Source organism: Microcoleus sp. FACHB-68, from assembly GCF_014695715.1.
In the GTDB taxonomy this organism is placed as follows: domain Bacteria; phylum Cyanobacteriota; class Cyanobacteriia; order Cyanobacteriales; family Oscillatoriaceae; genus FACHB-68.
Map to the genome: position 1 here is coordinate 559,856 of NZ_JACJOT010000006.1, position 21,906 is coordinate 581,761.

The 21,906-nt window shown below is 45.3% G+C and carries 11 protein-coding genes and 1 pseudogene; 2 read left to right on the forward strand and 10 right to left on the reverse strand.

The window, feature by feature from the left end:
* Positions 1–99 precede the first annotated feature (99 nt).
* The 3 genes from H6F73_RS06905 to H6F73_RS06915 form a co-directional block, all read right to left on the reverse strand.
* On the reverse strand, positions 100–762 hold the full coding sequence (locus tag H6F73_RS06905; RefSeq protein ID WP_190758032.1) for a hypothetical protein: 663 nt from the start codon (positions 760–762) through the stop codon (positions 100–102).
* Between the two features lie 87 nt (positions 763–849).
* Positions 850–1,551: a cadmium resistance transporter gene (locus tag H6F73_RS06910; RefSeq protein ID WP_190758033.1), complete on the reverse strand. Its 702-nt coding sequence runs from the start codon at positions 1,549–1,551 to the stop codon at positions 850–852.
* 87 nt (positions 1,552–1,638) lie between these two features.
* Positions 1,639–3,093, reverse strand: coding sequence for an APC family permease (locus H6F73_RS06915; protein ID WP_190758034.1), 1,455 nt, complete (start codon positions 3,091–3,093; stop codon positions 1,639–1,641).
* Positions 3,094–3,292: 199 nt separating this feature from the next.
* On the opposite strand from H6F73_RS06915, the gene H6F73_RS06920 reads away from it, so the two are divergent.
* A complete protein-coding gene (locus H6F73_RS06920; protein ID WP_242072357.1) occupies positions 3,293–4,297 on the forward strand; it encodes a LysR family transcriptional regulator in 1,005 nt (334 codons plus the stop codon).
* A 22-nt stretch (positions 4,298–4,319) separates the two neighbouring features.
* On the opposite strand, the gene H6F73_RS06925 is transcribed toward H6F73_RS06920, so the two are convergent.
* Entirely contained in the window at positions 4,320–4,706 is a 387-nt protein-coding gene (locus tag H6F73_RS06925) for a hypothetical protein (RefSeq protein WP_199330442.1), read from the reverse strand.
* 601 nt (positions 4,707–5,307) lie between these two features.
* Between H6F73_RS06925 and H6F73_RS06930 the strand changes: the two genes are divergently transcribed.
* Entirely contained in the window at positions 5,308–6,117 is an 810-nt protein-coding gene (locus H6F73_RS06930) for a prohibitin family protein (protein WP_190758035.1), read from the forward strand.
* A 39-nt stretch (positions 6,118–6,156) separates the two neighbouring features.
* Here H6F73_RS06930 and H6F73_RS06935 read toward each other — a convergent pair whose 3' ends face one another.
* The 6 genes and pseudogenes from H6F73_RS06935 to H6F73_RS06955 all read right to left on the reverse strand — a co-directional run bounded on the left by H6F73_RS06935 (position 6,157) and on the right by H6F73_RS06955 (position 21,543).
* Complete coding sequence (locus H6F73_RS06935) at positions 6,157–6,816, reverse strand: cadmium resistance transporter (protein WP_190758036.1); 660 nt, start codon at positions 6,814–6,816, stop codon at positions 6,157–6,159.
* Positions 6,817–6,938: 122 nt separating this feature from the next.
* On the reverse strand, positions 6,939–17,621 hold the full coding sequence (locus H6F73_RS06940) for a CHAT domain-containing protein (RefSeq protein ID WP_206754741.1): 10,683 nt from the start codon (positions 17,619–17,621) through the stop codon (positions 6,939–6,941).
* Entirely contained in the window at positions 17,621–18,538 is a 918-nt protein-coding gene (locus H6F73_RS06945; RefSeq protein ID WP_190758038.1) for a hypothetical protein, read from the reverse strand. Before H6F73_RS06945 ends, H6F73_RS06940 begins: the two co-directional genes overlap by 1 nt.
* Positions 18,535–20,016 (reverse strand): serine/threonine-protein kinase, encoded by a 1,482-nt coding sequence (locus tag H6F73_RS06950; protein ID WP_242072358.1) that lies wholly within the window; start codon positions 20,014–20,016, stop codon positions 18,535–18,537. Before H6F73_RS06950 ends, H6F73_RS06945 begins: the two co-directional genes overlap by 4 nt.
* An 18-nt stretch (positions 20,017–20,034) precedes the next feature.
* Positions 20,035–20,121: pseudogene (locus tag H6F73_RS27215) on the reverse strand (4-Cys prefix domain-containing protein); the annotation flags it as partial.
* Between the two features lie 150 nt (positions 20,122–20,271).
* Positions 20,272–21,543: an NB-ARC domain-containing protein gene (locus tag H6F73_RS06955; protein ID WP_190758040.1), complete on the reverse strand. Its 1,272-nt coding sequence runs from the start codon at positions 21,541–21,543 to the stop codon at positions 20,272–20,274.
* Positions 21,544–21,906: the final 363 nt, after the last annotated feature.

The following is a 21,906-nucleotide window of genomic DNA, read 5'->3' on the forward strand; positions in this document are numbered from 1 at the left end:
AAATCAAAGATCGTTTTAGAGCCGGTTCGGCGTTGCCTCTGATTTTGACTGTAACCCTATTTAGAAAGACATTTTCACAGGTCAACAACTAGGTGAAGTTCAAGACTTATTGGTAGGTGCGTCTGGAACTCGCGTGTCTATCAGCGCTTGGGACACATTTGGAATAAACCAGTTAACCTCATCGGCTTTTACGACTTTAGCCGTAGGAAGATTAAATTCGACAGCGGCAGTATCGGGATTTGTCTTAACAACTAACTGAGTGCCGTTAGTGATTTGGATAGCAGCCGGCCCTGCCAATGTTTGCTCTTGCTGATTCGCGCTTAAATCAACAGCTTGGGTATCATTGGCTAGATAAACTCCTTCACAGTCCCATTTATTTTTAGTCGTCTGCCCATTCGCTAAGAAATACAGGGTAGCGCCGTAGGCGTTCTCGTAATCGTCATCATCATCCAAGTCCGGTTGTGGCCCATAAACAGCTAGGGTTTTTCCGGTTTCATTACGGCACTGTCCCCAGGTACGCCCGGTTTCCAGAGCGTATTTTTGAAACTCTAATTCATCGATTTTTTTCTGAGTTTCTTCAGGAGAAGCAGTTTGTAATTGAGCTTGAGAGTTCTTCGCATCATTTAGACTGTTGAGAGCTTTGGTTATCTCTATATACTCAGGGTTTTTGACAAACTTCGGCTTGTCTGCAAACGAGGGCTGAGCGAACACTAGATTCGCAAGAATTACTAAAGCGATGACAAGAGATTTGAAGAGTTTCATGGATTTTCTCCTTTCCTAGATGGCAAAATTTTCAACTTCGCAATTGCTTCAAAGAGCAAGCTGATAAGGGTTCTGTTTTCACCGGCTCTAATTTTTTTCCACTTCCGGTGAACCCTCATTATTTCTGCCCACAGTTACCAACCAGACGTAACTAGCAGCGAGAGCGAGTAAAGTTAAAGCAAGACTTTCTTTGACGATGAAAACGCCTAATCCAATCAAGACACAAGGAACCAAACTACTACCGTAACCCGTTAAGAGATGAGTGATTGCCGGCAGTGTTGTTAATTTATAAGCAGCATAGCACCAAGCTCCAACCATTGTCAAAAATATGCCCAAAATTATCAAAAGACTTTCCCATTCGCTACTGGCAAATAGTGGAACGTAAACGCCAATATTGTCACTGCCATTCGCAATTGTAATCGCAGCTACACTGTAAGTCTGAGGAGAAAGAAATCCGGCAACAGAAGAAGATTTAGATTGCTCAATATCTATCTCAGCTTCCGGTGAATCTTCTTCATCGGATGCAAGCAAAGTGTTGATACCGATTGCAAGAGGCACTAAACCAAGGAGTTTAATCCAAGCGTGCGGGACGATAAAGCTGCCAAAAAAACCGGGAAGACTCGCCGCCAATAGTGCGCTGAAGCCTAAATATTGACCGATCACAATGTGCCGCCGGCGGAACGTCGCATTCACTTGGGCGAAAAACAGCGTCAAAATAAGAATGTCATCAATATTGGTCGCCGTGAAGGCTGCTAACCCTGTGGGAATTGCAGTGATTAACTCGCTCATTTCTGCCTGTCCTGATTTTCAAAGTCAAATCTGTACACGTTTAGGCTGTGGGGTTTCCCCGGCTTTTTAAGCCAGCAAGCAACTTTGTTAAAATTTTTCTGGCTCGTTAAATCTGACGTGAATCGCATCAATCGCTTCTTCCATTTCTTCAACTATTTCCGGAGAGCGTAATCTTTGCATAATAAACCACCCACAACCGACAAGTAAGTACATTAGGAACAGAAACGGAAACACGTTGTAAGGGTACTCTGGCACTGGAAAAAGCTCGCTACCAGGGATTCCCACCGTCCCCAAAACGGGAATCATCATAAATCCAACCCCTAACAGTGAGAACACCACATCTAAAGGCCGCAGTTTTCCCAGCCGGTAGAGATAAACAGGTGCAGCGATAGAAATCAGAATGTAAACGAGCAAAAATCCGTAGGTGCAAATTGTCCCCAGATAGCCCATACTTTGAAACAGCTTGAGGCCGAACAGAGACATCGTTGCCGGCACCAGGAATGTAATGAGCGATGACATCGTGATCGCGACGTAAGGCGTTTTATTTGACTTATGCGCTTCACCCAAAGAAGTGTGAAACAAACCGTGACGTGCCATCATAAAGAACACTCTGGCAGCCGGATTAATACTGCCGAGAACACAAGCGAAGAACGACAGCAGTGCGCTGAGGCTAATTAACTCTCCTAAAAGACCAACTCCCGCTTCATTCGCTAAAAAAGTTAGCGGTTCTTCGCTGTCAGCCAGAGACGCGGAACTGCCGCTAAATCCCAGCACTTCCACATAAGCCATCATGATGAAAAACAGACCTGTCAGAATCGTGCTGGACATCACAGCTTTGGGAATCGTTGAAAGCGGTTTTTTTGCTTCATCTCCTAATGAAGTCGCGCTTTCAAACCCTGAAAAACCGAATACAACTAAGACAAGTCCCATCGCCACTCCTCCAGGAGTCGCGCCTTGCAAAGTCAGTTGAGCGGGGTCAAATGCGAAGCCTTTATGCGCCCAAACAATAATCCCTAAGACCAAGATTAAGCCGGCAGAAACGCCCTCGATGATCAGCATGGTTGTGGCGGATAGCTGGATATCTTTACAAGCCATATACCAAGAGAGTCCAGCGCCAATTGCTAATAGCGTGATGCTGGAAATATGAATTCCCAAATGACCCATCAACACTTCGCTAAAGTTGGCAAAACCGCACAAAACGGCCATCCCTGTAAATAGATAAGCCAGAACTAAACCCCACCCGCAAAGGACGCCGGCAGTGGGTCCCAAACCTTTGGCGATGTAAGAGTACAGCGAACCGGGAGAAGCAGAACGGCTGGCAAATTGGTTAATGTTGACACTGACAAAGACTAGCCCCATCATTCCCAGCAGGAAACTCAACCACGTACCGTTTCCTGACATGGCGAAGATTAAACCTAAATTCGCAGCCGGTGTTGTGGTGGGTGCGATGACGGCAAATGATTGTGCCAGGACTTCCTTATAAGGCAGACATTGTGACCTTAAGCCATGAGCACTCTGATTTAATCGGATTTCACTGGTCATACAGCATTTTCTAAACGTACAGGTTTACCTTCAGTGCCGTTGGCGAAGTGTTACGCAGTAACACACTTGCTTGTTCACTGGAATTGAACTTTGCGGAACTACCTCAGCTCAACCCTTTCATAAAGGCTTGAATTTACTCTACGCAAGCCAAGCAATAGAATCAAATGTTCTTTTTTGTCGTTATGATAAATAGAAATGATTGAACAGTGAACCCAAGGTTTTAGGAGTCTCACAGATGGCCGGCATGACGCTAGATCAGTTGCGAATTTTTCTAGCTGTAGTGGAACACCTGCACTTTACCCGTGCTGCGGAGGCGCTTTACATCACCCAGCCGGCTGTCAGCGCGGCGATTCAAAATTTAGAGCAGGAATACGGCGTGAAATTGTTTCATCGAATCGGTCGCCACATAGAGATCGCTGAGGCTGGGCAATTGTTACAGGTGGAAGCACAGAAAATTCTTGACCAAGTTGCTTTAGCAGAGCGCGGTTTAAAAGAATTGAACGATCTGCAACGGGGAGAGTTGAAGTTGGGTTCGAGTCTCACCATTGGTAACTATTGGTTACCCGAAAAAATTAGCCAGTTTAAGCGCCGGTATCCTGGCATTTTCGTTGACTGCACTCTCGCAAATACAGAAGCAATTTGTGAGGGAACGGCGACAGGATTGTTTGATTTGGGTTTGGTAGAAGGAGAGGTCAAACCTTCCCTTAAGATTAGTTTAGAGCAAGAAGTTGTCGCCAGAGATAAGTTAGTAATTGTTGTTGGTAAATCTCATCCTTGGTTTGAACGTACAGAAATCCTTTTAACAGAATTGGTTACAGCAGATTGGGTGATGCGCGAGTCTGGATCGGGAACACAGCAAAGCTTTGAAGAAGTCTTACATAATTGGGGGATTGAGCCAAGCGAACTCAATACAATTATAATTTTGAACAGCGGCGAGATGGTGAAGGCCGTTATTGAACGAGGTGTTGGCGCTGCTGCAATTTCTGAATTAATGGTTAAAAAAGAATTACAGCTTGGCACTCTCCGGGCGATGCGAGTCATCGATAATAGAAACGGCTCTCATGTGAATGCAGAAATAGTCCGGCCATTTTTAAAATTGAAGCATCGGCAGCGCTTTCAAACTCGCCTTTCAAAAGCTTTTGAACAGTTGTTAACATTGCCTTTTCCCGATAATTCTAGCTCAAAGGAAGGAGCGTCTACTTAATAGGCTTTCCTCATCTTTACTACTAAAATGGCATTGAATCATTCTTCCCAATAAAGGAAAATAAAACAGGAGCATCGAGAATTTTTAACTGAATCAATGCCAAAATTGCAATGGTATAAATCGTTGAAGACACCATACCCGTCAGTAACTGTTTTTTCAAATTACGTTCTTCAGGTTGCTTTTGAAAAATATCTACCGTCCCAAATTGCATTAAAAGAATCCCGACAATATTAGAAACCCAGTACCCGATAATCGAGCAGGGTAGTAATAAGTTCGGAGAAAACCAACTGCATACATACCCAAAAAAATAGGCAATGGGCAAATTGAAAAAAAGATCATTCCACCAGCATAGGGGAGACAGCAAATATCCAATGATCAGTAAGAATCCGCCTCTAAGTTTTTTCAACATATATTTGATTCTTCCAGTGTGTGAACGCTTAGGGTCATTTACCGTTGAGGTTGACTAAAACTCACCGGGTTGATTCAAAAGCTATTTTTCTCGGGGAAAAATAGCAGCAAGTTGTGCTGTGAGTCATAAACTAACATTCGCAATCTCTAAATTGTGTCTGTTTCTGAAAACCTATTGACCAAGGGAAAACCAGGCAGAATGCTGAGTTACAACCCTCTTAAGCAGTCTGTTACAACTGCTGCTTGGGGATCGCTTGTCTCATTCTGCTTAAGTTTATGGTACTTTATTAAAGTACACTATTTTGGTAGGATTATCGTAGTTTAATCTTAAAGCCCCGTAAAAGTCTAGTAGGCTGCTAAGAGTGCTTTTCACGAACCTTTCGGGAGCAAGTCGCTCAAAAGCTTGCTGCAACGAGCTTTCACCAGCTCTGTTTTGATGTAAAGCACACCAAGGCAAATGAATGGGACGCTAAATTGTCGCTTTGAGCTGGCATACTCAACTGATGCTGTACCATCCCTCGGCTGACATACCGATTTGCCGGCAGAAGGTGGCGCTGTAAGTTTTGCAGCCTTAATTGTATTGAAAAGCTTTAAACTCAGTTATGACAAAAAAGAAAACTCTATATAATCCCGGTACACTGGCTTTACTTTTATTTCTGGTCGTTATCCTTTTCAACCCTTTTGTAATTGTCAATGCTGGGGAAAGAGGGGTGCTGATGCAGTTTGGTAAAGTGGAAGAAAGAATCCTGGGAGAAGGAATTCACGCAGTTATCCCGCTTGTTAATACTGTCAAAAAGTTAAGTGTTCGAGTGCAAAAACAGGAAAGTTCGGCTGAAGCTTCCTCTAAGGATCTTCAGGAGGTTTTCACTGATGTAGCGCTGAATTGGCATATTGTGCCAGAGGAAGCCAATGCTGTTTTTCAACAAGTTGGAGACGAGAACGCTGTTGTTGAGCGAATTATTAACCCAGCCGTTGAAGAAGTGCTTAAGGCAGTCATGGCAAAATACACGGCTGAAGAAATTATTACCAAGCGAGGTGAAGTCAAAGCTGGGGTAGATAATTCTTTAACTGAACGCCTAACCGGCTATCACATTCGAGTTGATGATATCTCTTTAGTACACGTCCACTTTTCTCAGCGATTTAGCGATGCGGTAGAAGCCAAACAAATTGCCGAACAGGAAGCTAAAAAAGCGGGATTTGTCGTGATGAAAGCATTAAAAGACGCAGAGGTTAAGGTAAATCTAGCAAGAGGAGAGGCTGAGGCGCAAAGTTTGTTGCGCGAGACTTTGACTTCAGAACTCCTGCTTAAGCAAGCAATCGAAAAATGGAATGGTGAGCCACCCCTAATTATTGGTGAAGGTGGGGCAAAATTGCTCAATTTGAGTAAACTTGCTAAAGGCAAAGAAAATTGAGAGGATTTGCCCAGTTAAGTAGAGAGTTTCGAGAGAAATTTACTGAAACAGCGGGATGAGCCGGTAACTACCGCTTTCAATCAAGATAAAAATACCCAAGCCAATCAGCACAAAGGGCGAAATAGCATTGCCGTAACGCGTTAAAATTTTGGCAACAGCCGGCTGGCGAGTTAACAAGTAAGCAACAGCGCACCAAACTCCGATGAGAATATAAAAAATACCGAGAATGACTCCTAAACTAACCAGATTATTACTGGCAAATAACGGGATATAAATACTGATATTATCCCCTCCATTCGCCACGGTGACCGCAGCAACATTGGTAGCTTGGGTGCTTATAAGCTTAGTAAGTGCAGCTACTATCGGGTTGCGATTTGGAACTTGGTTCAACTCATCGGAAACGGCTTGCACTTCCAAAGATTCATTTTCCCGGCTCAGTAACTGTTTAATACCGATAATAATAGGAAGTAATCCCAATAACCCAGTCCACATTTTAGGGATAACTAATCCCCCCAAAATACCGGGCAAAGTGGCAAGAATAAGTACGGTGAAACCTAGGTACTGACCGATAATAATATGTCGGGGACGGAACTTCTCGTTCATTTGGGAAAAAAACAACATCAAAATAATGATGTCATCTATGTTGGTAGCAACAAAGCTTGTTACTCCGGCTGCGAGGGCTGTGAAAAACCAATTCATTGATTAAAAGATGGAGAGAAATCTGAAAATATTTAATGCATCAAACTAGGATTATCGTACTGCAAACAGTCAAAAAGGTAAAACTTGGCTTTTGGCATCTTTGCAACAACGAGCAAAATTGATTACCAAGGACTGCCAATTAAGGTAAAACTTGCCCAGTAGTAGGGATGTGAGAAATCTTGATCTTCTTGCCGGCCTAATTCTGCCGGCACCGGCACGCTTTTGGATTCAGAAACCGACCAATGTAATTGATTTCCCTCAACCCGCACACGACCTTGAATCATGGCAATTTGCGCTTGTTGCAGCGCCTCCGCCTTAATGGGCGCAGTCTTTAAATGCTGGTAAAACTCACTCATCAGTCCTAAAGTTCCTAAGTCTGAAACATACCACAAACTCCCTAGCGCCGACTTCACGCCGGCTGCAACCGCTAAACCCCCAAAGCCTAACTCTGCTTGTTCATCCCCCAATGCGGTGCGGCAGGCACTCAGTACCAATAACTCTACCGGCGGTTCGTTCCATCCGAGCTGACGCAATTGATTTAACCGTAGCTGGGAATTCCATAATTGAATATAAGAATGAGCCGGTGAACGCGGCTGAAATTGCCCGTGTGTTGCTAAGTGAATAATCCCAAAAGGTTCTTTCGCGCGTTCTAACTTAAGATTTTCTAAGGTGAAAGCCTCATTAAGAAAAGATTTTCCTTCCCATAATTGCTTGGTAATCATAGACAATTCCACCGGCACCGATGGCAAGGCTTTTTGGTCGCTAAAGCGTGAGGCTCCCATTGCCAAAACGTGGAAATTCCGAATATCCGCATAACGCGTATCAACCAAATTAATGCTCGGAATTAAGCCAATTGTGTACTTTTCCACTAAAAACTTTTCTCCGTCGTGCAAGGCAGCAACCGGCAGCGAACGCACTCCTGTATCTAAAGAGAAAACCAGTGTGTCTATCCCTTGCGCTGCCAGTTCTGCTTCCAGAGGGGCGATTAGCCACTGATACAGTTTTTGGGATGATGCCAGATACTCAGTTGTCTGACTTTTTTGCGGATTGCTAACTTGTAAGCGAAACGCTTGTACCATTTTGAGTAGCGCCCCACGATTAGCTTCCGGTAAAGTTATGAGAACCGGCTTGCTTTTAGGGCCAACTAATATCAAATAGAGTTGTTCTGGCTGAACAAAAACATAAACAACCGCAGGCGTTCTGCCGGTTTGATCTGTCAGTTCTGTGAGGGTTTTTTGGATTTCTTCAATAGACACTGCTTCTGCGGTGTTTCCAGGGTTTATACCTTGCTCCGACTCGGCTAAAGCAGTGTTGTCGCCAAAGTTTTCCCCAAAGTAATTTTTAAATTCCTCAGCCCTAAGTTGTTCAATCAGCGATACTGCTAGGTCTAATTTTCCAGCTTTGAGCGCCTGCTCTAAATTTTGACGCAGTTGCGGAGTTGTATCAAAAGCGAGTGTTGCTCTTTCTCCAGAGGTATCTACCTTTGTACGAATTTTTGTAGACTCAAAAAATACTTTTTCAGTGTCTCTTGAGTTACCAATGTTGTCTAATTCTGCCTCTGGTTGGTTCGGAAGGAAAGTCAGTGTTGGAGTTGATCCCTGAGATGGAACACCTATCCCGCCTGTCGGTATTGGAGTTGATCCCTGAAATGGAACCGGCGTCAGTGTTGGAGTGGGAACCGATGTTGGCGGTTGCTGTGTTTCTGGTGTTTCTGGTGTTTCTGGTGTTTCTGGGATTTCGGGAATTTCAGGTGTTTCGGGGATTTCTTCTGGAGTTTCGGGTGAAACCGGCCCAGTAATCACTCCCACAATTCCTTGGGTAAACGGCCCGAAATAATCTCCAGGCTGAACCGTTTCTCCAACCTGAGCGCCAGTTGTGATGTTGCCGGCAGTTCCATTTGTCACCCCACCCACCACAACAAAGGGAATATTTGGGCCACCCCCGTGCCGGATCGTGATTTGGCCTCCTCCCGCTCCGCCGGCAGTGGAAATGCTGGAAATTATGCCATTTCTATCTATAAACGTCCCACTTGCCCCAAAAAACCTTTGGGTTGTAATGTCAACCACACCGCCGACACCCTGAGTCCCACCTTGCGCGTTAATAAAGCTAACCTGGATATCACCTTCGGGGTCGAGAGTAACATTGCCGGCATTGCCTATGCGAGCACTGGAATTGATCTCTGCGGCAGTAATTTGGATAGGCGAGAGAACTTTGATTTCCCCACCTTGCGTGTTTCCTGACGCATCCAGGTTGCCGCTTACAATCGCACCTCTCTGGCTTTGCAGGGTAATATTACCCCCGGCATTGCTATCAGAATGAGTGGTAATGTTGCCGGTTTTAATCTCGCCCGTCGCGCTTACTTCAACATTACCTCCATCGCCATCTGTAGAACTAGCATTTAACCGTCCTGTGCTGATGCTGCCATTGTTGCTACTGAGTCGAATATCACCGCCGGCACCCACTGCCGGTGAAGAAATAATGTCACCCGATCTAATATTGCCAGCCGCAGTTAGCCTAACTTCATCACCAGAGGAGGTATTAAGCGTGCCGGCACTGGTATCAATTTCGCCACGATTACTTGTGATAAAAATATTTCTAGCCGAAGTAATATTGCCCGTGGTGATATTATTGCCGGCTTCTAGTTCAATTCCTCTGGCGGCAATTGCTCCATTTGCCGTGATAGAACCTGACCCCATTGGAGACTGAACGGTTAGTGGGCTATTGAATGTCACATCATTTAGAATTCTGACAGCGCCGCTGCCATCTTCTCGCCCGATAATAATAGAATTAAACGCATCTTGCAGGCCGTTAATTTCTGCGGCAGTCAAGTCTAAACCATTCGTATCGCTAGACCCGCCGATTGCAATATCTAGATTTAAACTTGTCGGTTGCAGTACAAGATTACCGCTGCCGGTGATTGCTGTAAAGTTAATCTCGTCTGCGGTTAGTGTGAGATCGTTGCTACCCGCCGTTAAAGTGTTTGTAAATCCAACTGTGCCAGTGCCGGCATCAAATCTTGTTTTGCCTCGGAGGGTAACAGCACCGTTAAAAAGGATGTCGCCATTGCTGCTTGTAATAGTAATATCATCGCCCTGTGGCAGCAGCGTATTCTGTGCAGTAACGTCCAGCCGGCTTAGCTGTCCGATAATACCGTTAAACTCGACATTACCAATGCCGGCATTCAAGAATAACTCGCGGCTGCCATTAACTGACCCGTTGAGAATAATGTCACCTGCGCCCAAGCCGGTGTTCAACTCGACATTATTATTGAGGGATATATTGCCGTTAAGGGTAATATTTTGATTTTGGGTGGTAATATTATTTCCGAGATTGATAGTGCCGGCATTAAGGGTGACAGAAGCATTATCAACTGCCCCAATTAACCCATTTATGTTAAGCGTGCCGGCAGGAGAGAGAATGGTCAACGGATCTTTAAATAAATCTGCGGGCGCACCACTTTCAAAGTTAATTGTCCCGCTGCCATCCCTGTGTCCGATAGTAATTGAGCTAAAACCATTGGCTATCGCTGTTAACTCATCTGCTGTCAGATCCAGCGCTGAAGTTAAATTGCTTGTGCCGCCAAGTGTGATATTTTGAGCGGCAGATGCCGGCCTTAGAACTAGCGTACTATTACCCGTCACCGGCCCAGTAAAATCAATTTCACCGGCTGTTAAAGTCAGCGGATTACTGCCGGCTGCCAAGCTAGAACCAAAGGCAATTGTTGCCGTTCCCAGATTAAATGTTACGGTTCCATCTAATGTAACGGGTCCAGTAAATCTGATATCGTCATTGGTTGTCGTAATATTATCTGCGATGGAAACCCCGCCTCTGCCGGTTTGATTGAACGCTCCATCCAAGTTCAGGGGGGCATTACCGACAATATTGAGTGTGCCACTATTGTTAATGCTTAATCCGCCGCCATTAGCAGTCGTAACAGGGCTGTTAATGGTAAAGTTGTTACCTGTTAGATTAATGCCGGCGGCACTAATCGTATCTAATACTCCATTAAAAGTTGTGGTGCCGGTGCCGGAGGATTGGGTAATGCTATTGGTAGTAACTGCCTGTGTTAGTACATTACCGGCGCTATCAATGGTTAGAGCACCTAAGCGATTAATATTACCGACTGAATTATTAAAAGTAATATTTCCGTTGCCGGCTGCTAGAGTCAGGGATTGAATACCAGAACTTGTTGCATTTACAGTATTATTGAAAGTAATATTCCCGTTGCCGGCACTGCTATCTAGGATGAGACTATTCTTAAGAGTCAGGGGGGCGTTAAACAAGATGTCGCCCAATGTTCTGACGTTATTGCTCAGAAAAACATTGCTGCCACTATTGACATTTAGGCTATTTAATGAGGTTGCATCTCCCAATGAATTGTTAAAAAAGATGTTGCCGATACCGGCTGCTAAAGTCAGGCTTTGATTACCATTGACAGTATTGTTGAAGGTAATGTCACCATTGCCGGCACCCGTGTTGAGGGAGAGATCACCTGTTAAATTAACTGGGCCGGTCAATCTGATATTGTCATTGGTTGTCGTAATATTGCCTGCGATGGAAACTAATCCTGTGCCGGTTTGATTGAATGCTCCATCCAAGTTCAGGGGTGCATTGCCGGTAATATTTAGGGTGCCACTATTGTTAATGCTCAATCCGCTACCATTAGCAGTCGTGAGTGGGCTGTTAATGGTAAAGTTGGTGCCTGTCAGGTTAATATCGGCGGCAGAGTTAGTATCTAATACTCCATTGAATGTGGTAGTGCCGGTGCCTGAAGTTTGAGTAATGCTATTGACAGTAATTGCCTGTGTTAGTACATTACCGGCGCTGTTAATGGTTAGCTCACCTAAGCGATTAATATTGCCGACTGAATTATTAAAAGTAATATTGCCGTTGCCGGCTGCTAGAGTCAGGGATTGAACGCCTGGATTTGTCCCATTTACCGTGTTATTGAAGAGGATGCTACCGTTGCCGGCACTGGTATTGAGAGAAATATCATCGGTAAGCGTCAAAGGACTTGTGAATTGAATGCTGCTGCCGGTGATATCTCCCCCAAGGGAAACTGCACCCGCACCATTTTGTAGGAAAGCTCCTGCTAAAGTCATATCAGCATTAGGAGCAATATTCAGGGTGCCAGTATTGTTGATGCCTATACCGCCCCTATTAGCAGTCGTGACAGGACTATTAAAAGTAAAATTGTTGCCTGTCAGGTTAATACCGGCAGCCGAGTTAGTATCTAACACTCCATTGAATAATATACTGGTGCCGGTGTCGGAAGTTTGAGTAATGCTATTGGCAGTAATTGCCTGTGTTAGGACATTATCCGCGCTATCAATGGTTAGAGCGCCTAAGCGATTAATATTACCGACTGAATTATTGAAAGTAATATTGCCCGTGCCGGCTGATAAAATGAGGTCTTGAACACCAGAATTCAAGGCATTTACCGTATTATTGAATACAATATTCCCGTTGCCGACACTGCTATCTAGCATGACACTATTCTGAAGAGTCAGGGGGGCGTTAAACAAGATGTCGCCCAATGTTCTAACGCTACTGCTGAGAAAAACATTGCTAGCAGTATTGACATTTAGACTATTTAATGGAGCTGTTTCTCCCAATGAATTGTTAAAGAAGATGTTGCCTATACCGGCTGCTAAAGTCAGGTTTTGATTACCATTAACAGTATTATTGAAGGTAATGTCCCCATTACCGGCACCCGTATTGAGGGAGAGATCGCTTGTTAAATTAAGTGGGCCGGTAAAGCTAATGTTATTGTTATTTGTGGCAATGCTGCCGCCTGTGGAAACTGCTCCTGTGCCGGTTTGAGAGAAAGCACCGTCTAGGTTTAAGTTAGCACCGGCAGGAATATTTAGTGTGCCACTATTGTTGACGCTCAAGCCGCCACCATTGGCAGTCGTCACAGGACTGTTAATAATAAAATTGTTACCTGTCAGGTTAATGCCGGCAGCAGTATTAGTGTTTAGTGTGCCGTTGAAATTCGTAGTGCCGGTGCCGGAAGTTTGAGTAATGTTATTGGCAGTAATTGCCTGTGTAGTAACGTTGTTAGCGCTGTTGACTGTTAAGTTGCCCAGAGGAGTGTTACTCCCGACAGCACTATCAAAAGTAATATTGCCCGTGCCGGCTGCTAAGGTAAGAGATTGAGCGCCTGGATTTGTCCCATCTACCGTGTTATTGAAGAGGATGCTACCGTTGCCGGCACTGGTATTGAGAGAAATATTATCCGTAAGCGTCAAAGGACTTGTGAATTGAATGCTGCTGCCGGTGATATCTCCACCCGTGGAAACTGCCCCCGCACCATTTTGGAGGAAAGCGCCGGCTAAAGTCATATCAGCAGCGGGAGCAATACTTAGTAAACCGCTGTTGGTGATATTAACGCCACCGGCATTGGTGGTAGTAACGGGACTGTTAAAGGTAAAGTTGGTGCCTGTGAGGTTAATACCGGCAGCAGTATTGGTGTTTAGTGCGCCGGTGAAATTCGTAGTGCCGGTACCTGAAGTTTGAGTAATGCTATTAGCACTAATTGCTTGTGTAATGACATTATTTGCGCTGCTGAATGTCAGATTTCCTAAAGGAGTGAAGCTGCCGGCAGCGCCATTAACGTTAATATCACCAGTGCCGGCTTCTAGGGTTAGGTTGTTGTTGCCATCAACGGTTCCATTAAGGAGGATATTGCCAGCTCCAACTGCGCCTGTGCTGAGTGTGACATTGCTACCAACGGAGGTATTACCGTTAATCGTGATATTTTGGTCGGCGGTAGTGATGCCGGCGTTTAAAATCGTTGGCCCATTGAGCGTGACGGCTGCATTAGCTCCCCCTGTAATGAGTCCATTAACTGCGATTGAACCATTGGAAGACTCAAGGGTTACGCTGTCATTAAATAAGATGGGGTTAGCAATACTCAAGATGCCGGCACTATTTGCCCCTCCAATGGTAATCGAATTAAATCCATCAGTGAGAGAGCCAAGTTCGCCGGCTGTCAGATTCAAAGTATTTGCGGTTAAACCATTGCCTGCAATTTCGATATTCCGCGCTGCTGTGAAAGGTTGCATCAAAATGGAATTGCTGCCGGTGACTGAATTGGCAACGCCTGAAAAGTTAATTTCGTCTGCTGTTAAAGTCAGTGCGTTTGCGCCGGCTGCTAGGGTATTGTTGAATGCAATTGTGCCGGTGCCGGCGTTGAATGTCGCATTATTTGTGACACTCACAGGACTGTTAAAAATGATGTCATTGTTGGCAGTCGTGATATCCTCTGCCACTACAACAGTTCCAGTGGTGGGAATGTTCAACCCACCTAAAGGAGTTATGCCGCCGACAATACCGTTAAATTGAACTGTGCCTGCCGTGCCGGCGTTGAGTGTTAGAACTGAATTTGCGTTGATGTTCCCATCAATTGTGTCATTAAAGGTGATATTACCTGTTTCTGCGCCAGTTGTTAGACTGATGTTGGTTGCCGGCATCGTCACAGGGCCGTTAAGCTGGATATTTCCTCCCTCACCACTTAGTGTTCCTTGCGCGTCAATATTGCCGGGAGTAATTTTGCTAGAGGAAGTGAGTGTGGTATTACCGCCAATTGCATCACCGGCAGATGATAGAGTACCGGCACTGGTGTTAATTTCGCCACTGCTGGTAGTCATGGCGATAGAACCACCAAATGTGGCATTAGCCCTGACATCCCCAGTCGTGATGTTGCTATTGGCAGTTAGTTCAATAGGGCCGGCGTTAACATCAACCCCAGTATTGAGAAGCCCCGCAGTTGTATTTATGTCGCCATTAATGCTATTGAGGGTAATACTTTGTCCAGTAATATTGCCGGTTGTAATATTCCTATCAGCAGACACTTGAATTAAGCCACTATCACCGGCAAGTCCAGCATTTATAAAACCGCCAGTCGTGTTAATTGCACCACGATTGCTAGTAAGGGTGATACCTTGAGCAGTTCCGGTAATGTTGCCGGTGTCGATATTATTTGTGGCTTGTAGCTCGATGGATGCGCCGTTTGTGCCGGTAATTGCCCCATTTGCTAGAATCGAACCCAAATCTGCTAGCGCTTGAATATTTACTGGATTGGTGAATGTCACATCATTAACAACCGTAATCGGGCCGGCTGTAGCCCCTCCGATATTAATGGTGCTAAAACCGGGCTGTAAGGCTGCAAGGTCGGCTAATGTCAGATTCAAAGTATTTGCTGTTGCGCCACCCCCAGCAATTTCGATAGGCCAATTTGGCGTGAAAGGCTGTAGCGTAACGCTGCCAGTGCCAGTGACTGAATTAGCGCCTCCTAAGAGGTTAATTTCATTTGCTAAAAGCGTTAGTGCGTTAGTATCTGCCGTCAGAGTATTGTTAAATGCAATTGTGCCTGCACCGGCATTAAAAATTGCATTGCCGGTGAGAGTAACCGGACTATTAAACGTTTGGTTGCTGTTGGCAGTAATAACGCCACCAGACACTAAAATATTCCCGGCGCTGGTAATATCTAGTCCACCCAAGGGCATAAGGTTGCCGGCAAAATCGTTAAATTGAATCGTGCCTGTTGTGCCGGCAGTGAGTGTTAGCGCTGAATTACCATTAACCGTATTATTAAAAGTGATATTGCCGATGTTTGGGCCGGTTATAATTTCTAAGTTATTTGCTGGAAGAATGACCGGGCCGGTGAAGCTAATATTTCCACCCCCTTCGGTGCCATTGACGCCAACGGTGCCACTGGCGTTGATGTTTCCTGTCGTAATTCCATTGGGGGCGCTAAGGGCAATCGCCCCACCTTGCCCACCCCCCTCAGAAAAGGTATTTAGAGAGCCGGCAGTCGTGTTAATTGTGCCCCCGGTGCTGGTGAGGGTAATATTGCCCATATTGAACCCAAAGTCACAACATGTGTTTGTACTTATTGCACCAGTGGTAATATTGCCAGCAGCCTGAAGACGAATCCCCGGTTCGTTTGGAACAGTGCCGGGATTGCCGGTAGATAGACTACCTACATTGACATCACCACCACTAATCAGCGTGATATTTCCACCCACATCACCATCAGCAGCTATGCCTCCATTAATAATGATGTTGTTACGTGCATCAATGGTGACATTACTACCGGGGAATGGCCCCGCTTGTGCAAAACTTGCATTAATTGTCCCCGTAGTAATTGTTCCACTTAATGCCAATGGGTTGGGAGCATACTGATTGGTTAAAAAGATAGCTCCTATATTATTCGTGATACTGCCGATTGTAATATTTGCACTTGTTGCAGTGCCATTTGTATCAGGTGGCCCTGGTGCTATTCCAGAAGGATCGCCTGTAATTCCAGGCAGTCCAAATGCCGTAGTTCCTGCTCGAATATCGAGGGTTGCTTCAGCGTTACCATTGATAGTAATGGGGGTTCCATCTGATAGATTGAAAGTTTCGTTAATAGAGTTCGCCGCAGTGTCTGGGCCGGTAATTGTGACATCTCCTGTAATCGTGACACTACCTCCTGCGAAAATGTGCAGAGAGGCACCTGTATAACTGTCAAACGTGACATCCCCACCGGCTCGAATTACAGGGTCATAAGGACTGAATAATTTTCCGAGTTTTCCATCTAATGTTTCAATTTTAAAATTGCCGCCTGCGGAATAGTGAGCATCACCTCCGACAGTTTGATTTGAACGCAGCACCAGATCGCCACCGGCATACAAACCACTGCCAGAATTATTTAATGCAAAAATATCAACATTTTGATTGCCTTGAACCAGCAGCCGGCCTCCAGCGCTGGCAACAAAGGGATTTGAGACGCTATCGCGTGCTCGCAATGTATCACCGGCAAGCAAATTTAAGTCTCCCGTCGTAGAAAGCCGGCTCTCGACTAACGTTAAATTGTGACCGGCTGCTAAAGTTGCGGTGCCGGCTGTTACCTGTCGCGCCACAACATCATTACTATCTACCCGGATACCCGACCCGACTAGCTGCACGGTTCCATCATTGTTAACGACAAAATCGTTGGCATGATTGATATCGCCGCCTCCTGTCAGTAGCTGCGGCAAAGAAGCCACCGGCAGCGTCCAATTACCCGGTTGATTGCCTATTGCATTCAACGGTTGCACATCTAACCCCAGCAGCATCCCGGTTTCCGAGATTCGCACTAAACTTTCACCGGGAACTGCCGCAACCGTAATATTGCCGCCAGGTGCGGAAAGCGTGCCGGTGCTGAGGGTGGTGCCGGCTAACAAAGTGAGATTTTGCCCCGGTTGAACCGCCAAATCGCCAAAGTTGAGAACTGCACCCGGTTGCGACATGGTGAACGCAAACGTGCTGGGAGTCCCGACGAGGGCGGCATAATTATTAGCACCCTCAGCATTAAACCAATTTGAGCCAAACCCAATTCCACTGGCGGTTGTGGCTAAAAAGGAGGCCGGCACGTCTAATCGGGCATTTGAGCCAAAGACGATGCCGGCAGGGTTCATTAGGAAAAGGTTAGAGTGACCCCCTGTAACTGAAATTAAGCCGTTAATAAAAGAGGCGTCTCCCCCATTAATTCGGCTGAAAATATTACGAATTGCAGGGTTCGATTGAAAGTTGGCAATCTGATTTTGAGTGAGGCCAAATTTCTCAAAACTATGAAAAAGATTGGCCCCATCTCTCGATTTAGATCCGCCGGTGATGTTGAAGCGGTTGCCTTCGGGAAGAACAAACGTATTCGTCCCGTCTGCTGCGGGAACAATCGATTGTGCGAGTGCCCGACTGGTGCCGGTGATGGCGATTAAACTTCCAGCGACCACCAATTCAATCAGACTTGTTAGATGCAACCGCATACTTTTTTCCATCACAGATTTATTGATTTCAACTGTTCCTCAAGTTCCCTTGCCCGTTCCATATTTCCCATCGCTTTATAGCTATTGTGTGCCTCTGTTAGCCAGCGGACGGCCTCTTGATTTTTACCCAGTTCAGCACTAATTTCCCCTAACTTAGCTTTCACGATGGCTTGCTGTTCCTGAGCGCTAGATGCTGCCCCCAATTCAACCGCTTTTAGCAAACTTGACTCAGCTTTAAGAAGCAGTCCAATTCCCATATATTGCTCACCCAGCCAGCGGTAAACTTCTGCTTGTTGAGTTCCACCGGCTCCTAGTTCTTCTAGGGTATCAATTGCTTCAGCTTTCAGGTTGTGTTTAATGTAAACTTTAGCTAAAGCTAGGGCTTTTTCTGTGCCGGCTAACCCCTGTGTTTCGAGTTGTGCGATCTCGGTTTGCACCGGCAGGCGTTCAGTTTCATCTAGCAACCTGAATTGCAATTCGCTGACATCTTCCTCTTCCTCCTCAGACGAGCGATCATTATCGGCGCTAACCGTGACTAAATAATTCACGCCCGATTTCAGAGGCAGTTCCCCAGGATAAACAACCTCAGTTGCCTCCACCTGTGTTTCCCAAATCAGCTCACCTTTATCAGTCTTGACACTTACCAGATAACTTGTCGCACCGGGAGAGGCATTCCAGCGCAACACCGGCTTGTCTGTCAGCAAAAGCGTATCGCGAGGGCTGATAATGTAGGGAATTAAGGCATTCGTATCCCCACGAGGAGGAATTGTCGAACCTCCCCGGCGCTGCGGTTGTTCGGGCGCGGCGCTTTGGGCCAAATATTGGGTTTCGCCCCCAGACGGTTCGCCAACGCTAGCGATTCCCCGTAGTGCCGGTGTCAGCACCAAGCCGAGAACGAGGATAAAATATAATTTCCACCGATGTGTCATTTTTTCTTTCCTGCTTGTTTAATTCGTTGGTCTGCCATTCCTTTCCAAGTATCCTCGTCTGAGCTATCTTTTAAAGCATAACGCTGACAGCTTTTCCACTCCTGAAGCGAACTTTTGTGATCGCCCTGAGCTTCCAGAACCTGTGCCAACAGGCAATGAGCAGCAGCGCGTTTGGGCGATAACTTCATCGCAATCAGAAGTTCTTCTTGAGCCTCTGCGTAACGTTGTTGCCCTAGTCTCGCCCAGCCTAGGTTTTTGTGCAAAACATATTTCTTTTGTTGGCTGGGATTTGGCTGCTTCATTCCTTGCCCAATGAGATCGACGGCTGCTGTATAGTCTTTGTTTAAAATATAGAGACGAGCAAGGTTATTGTAAGCTTCAGGAATCCCAGCTTTTGCCGCAATTTGGTATTCGGTGCGAGCGCGGTCAAAATCTCGCAAATCTTCATAAATTACCCCTCGATTGTAATAAACTTCTGCATAGTATGGGTCAAGTTTTAGGGCGAAATTAAAGTTTGAAAGCGCCTGAACCGGCTCCTTGGCAAGGTAATGCTCAACTCCGCGCTCGTTGTATTCAAAAGCAAGTTTCTCCAGTCCAAACCGGATGCTAAATAACCCTAATAGCAGCAAAGCGGTAACTTTAAAGTATTTCCCTTTGTGAATAAAACGCAACCAGGGAGATTGACAAGCTTTCAACTCTTGCAAAATTACTTGCGTATTTCGAGGACGTTCCTGTGGAGAGGGAGCTATTAGATGATCAATTAAGTCTGCCAGCGCTTTGGAGACCGCCGGCGCATGATTTCGCCAATTGAACTCACCTGTTTGTGGGTCTTTTAGCGTCGGATCGCAGGGATGTTTGCCGGTTAATAAATGGATGAGAGTGCGACCGAGTGCATAGAAATCAGATTGAAATACCGCTGCACCTTCGTACTGTTCGGGTGGGGTGTAACCGCGTGAAACTAGCTGTGTAACATCCTGTCCTTCTACCTTTATCAAATAAGTATCTGTAACTTCTCGAACAGCCCCAAAATCGATTAATGCTAATTGCCCATTTGGGGTGAGCATAATGTTTGCCGGCTTGATATCCCGATGCAAACACTGTCGTTGATGAACTTGACCCAATATTCCTACTAATTGTTTTAACCAGTTAATTGCGAGATCCGTTGTAATCGGGTTATTTCCCCGATCTCGCAGCCATTTTTCCAAGTTCTCGCCGGCAATTTTTTCCATGACTAAACAGTGCACCGGATCTAACCTATTTTTGGGTTTCCAAGTGAAATATCCCTCAGACTCCACTTTCGGAATTCCCGGATGATCTAAGTGCCTCAGAACCTCGGCTTCCCGCTTAAACAATACAACAGCCTTGGGATAACTTGTAAGCAGCAATTTCAAAACTTTTGGTGTGCCGGCATCATCAATTTCAAACGTCTTGCCGAAACCCCCTTTTCCTAACAGCCTAATCCCCCGATAACGCCCCAAAAGCAACAACTCTGACCCACAGCTTTGACAGGTCTTTTCCTTATAGTTTAATGGATCATCGGGATTTTCACAGTCGGGATTGAAACAATAACTCACAAAAATCACACCCTTAATTCAGGCTGCAAGATTATCAACCTTTACTTCTCTAGTTTGTAACCTTGAAGATGCCCCTACTCTCAGCGATAGACTCTTTTTGTTGTTGCTCAGTTCCGTACACTTTGACTAAACTGCGTATAAAGCGTTACTTCTCTACATTTACTTGTATTTTCTCGTAACATACTTCGCCAGTGCCGGTTGTAAGGTGAAAAACGTTCCATTTTCATTATTTATTTTTTCAACAAGACACCTTCGGTTCAAGGATTCCAAAGCTTTTAGTAGTTCTGTAACGGATATTTCTGAACAGAAAAAATCTTGTAATTGAGAACGCGAAATAGGTTCCGCATAATTCCCCAGATAAACTAAAAACTTTTTCTCTAATTGGGATAATCGCTCAAATTGTTCAGATAATAAATATTCAAAATCCCCTAAAAAAAGAGTTCCATTTAAAAAATCAGAAACACTGCCATCAAATAAATCTTGAATGGTTGTCGCAACAATTTTTAAAGCAAAAGGATTTCCTTTATAAAGTTGAATGAGTTCTTCCCAAAGAGATTCTTCTTGCAAACCTTTTTCCTTAAGAATATTTTTAGCATCTGACCCTAAACCCTTCAGTTTCCAAGAGCGAACCGGCAGGTTTGGGCCTTCGATTGCGGCAACTTCTTTTGGTTTTTCCCAGCTTGTGAGTACGAAGCAGCTATTGTGTTGAGATTCTCCCACTCGTTTTAATAGCTCACCATAACCTTCATATCCCTGGCGTGGATGACCGGCTAGTGAGCCGGTGTCGAGCACGGTTTCCCAATTATCTAATACCACCAGACATCTCTGAGAGCGCAAGCACTCCATCAGTTGAGAAAGTCTTCCTTCTAAAGTATTGGATAAATCAGTTTTTTGTTGGTTAGACAAGAAAAGGATCAGCTCGCCTAAAAGGTCTTGAAGAGGTGGATCGCCCCTCAAACTTCGCCAAATTAAAGATTTAAAATCATCCTGAATTTGGTGGGCTAGCTTGACTGATAAAGTTGTTTTACCAATTCCTCCCATTCCCAACAGCGCGACAACGCGGCAGCGATCTTTAACAATCCATTCTTCTAGCCGGTCAAGCTCCTCCGTGCGACCATAAAAAACTGAGACATCGGGTGCGCTGTCCCAATCTTGGCGTTCTAGGGGGTTAGCCACTTCTTCCCAGTTGATTGTGAGTACCTGACAGTAGGCTTTGAAGGCGGGAGTGTTGATGCCTTCTTTGCCGGCCAAAAAGCGGCTCCAAGTCCCTTCGGAAATGCCATCGGCTAAATAGCCTTTTTCTTCCCAACTCACGCCCAAAATTGAACTGGCTTCCTCTAGCCATCTGTGATCCCCGATTGGCCAGCCCAGTTCTTTCCTTTTTTGCTTAATTTTGGCGAGTCCTTGCTTAGATGCTTTGAGAGCTGCCATAGAACACACTTACTAACCGTTTGTCAAGATCAATTATATGCTGGCTGTTTTCTGATCTGAAGCTGATCTGGTGTTATCCCACCCAATCAACGATTTTAAATATATGAGGTTTTAACCCGGCAGGGTTGCTTTATCGGTCAAGTCAGACACGGTAAGTTCACAGACTGCCTCTCAAATATGCCTCATTTTTGTAACAACTCTTTACACCCTCAACTCTCCTTAACTCTTTTCAAAATAGCAGTTTTTTTGTAATCAATGGCTCAATTCCTGAAAAAGTGAGCCGGTAATCAGCAAAATCAGGGTAAACAAGTTAAGTCATCTAAAAACAGAGAGAAAGAAGCAAACTCAAACAACTTTTGTACG

Coding starts and splice junctions, on each gene's coding strand:
- H6F73_RS06905 (WP_190758032.1), bottom strand. CDS start 762: ATGAAACTCTTCAAATCTCTTGTCATCGCTTTAGTAATTCTTGCGAAT.
- H6F73_RS06910 (WP_190758033.1), bottom strand. CDS start 1,551: ATGAGCGAGTTAATCACTGCAATTCCCACAGGGTTAGCAGCCTTCACG.
- H6F73_RS06915 (WP_190758034.1), bottom strand. CDS start 3,093: ATGACCAGTGAAATCCGATTAAATCAGAGTGCTCATGGCTTAAGGTCA.
- H6F73_RS06925 (WP_199330442.1), bottom strand. CDS start 4,706: ATGTTGAAAAAACTTAGAGGCGGATTCTTACTGATCATTGGATATTTG.
- H6F73_RS06930 (WP_190758035.1), top strand. CDS start 5,308: ATGACAAAAAAGAAAACTCTATATAATCCCGGTACACTGGCTTTACTT.
- H6F73_RS06935 (WP_190758036.1), bottom strand. CDS start 6,816: ATGAATTGGTTTTTCACAGCCCTCGCAGCCGGAGTAACAAGCTTTGTT.
- H6F73_RS06940 (WP_206754741.1), bottom strand. CDS start 17,621: ATGGAAAAAAGTATGCGGTTGCATCTAACAAGTCTGATTGAATTGGTG.
- H6F73_RS06945 (WP_190758038.1), bottom strand. CDS start 18,538: ATGACACATCGGTGGAAATTATATTTTATCCTCGTTCTCGGCTTGGTG.
- H6F73_RS06955 (WP_190758040.1), bottom strand. CDS start 21,543: ATGGCAGCTCTCAAAGCATCTAAGCAAGGACTCGCCAAAATTAAGCAA.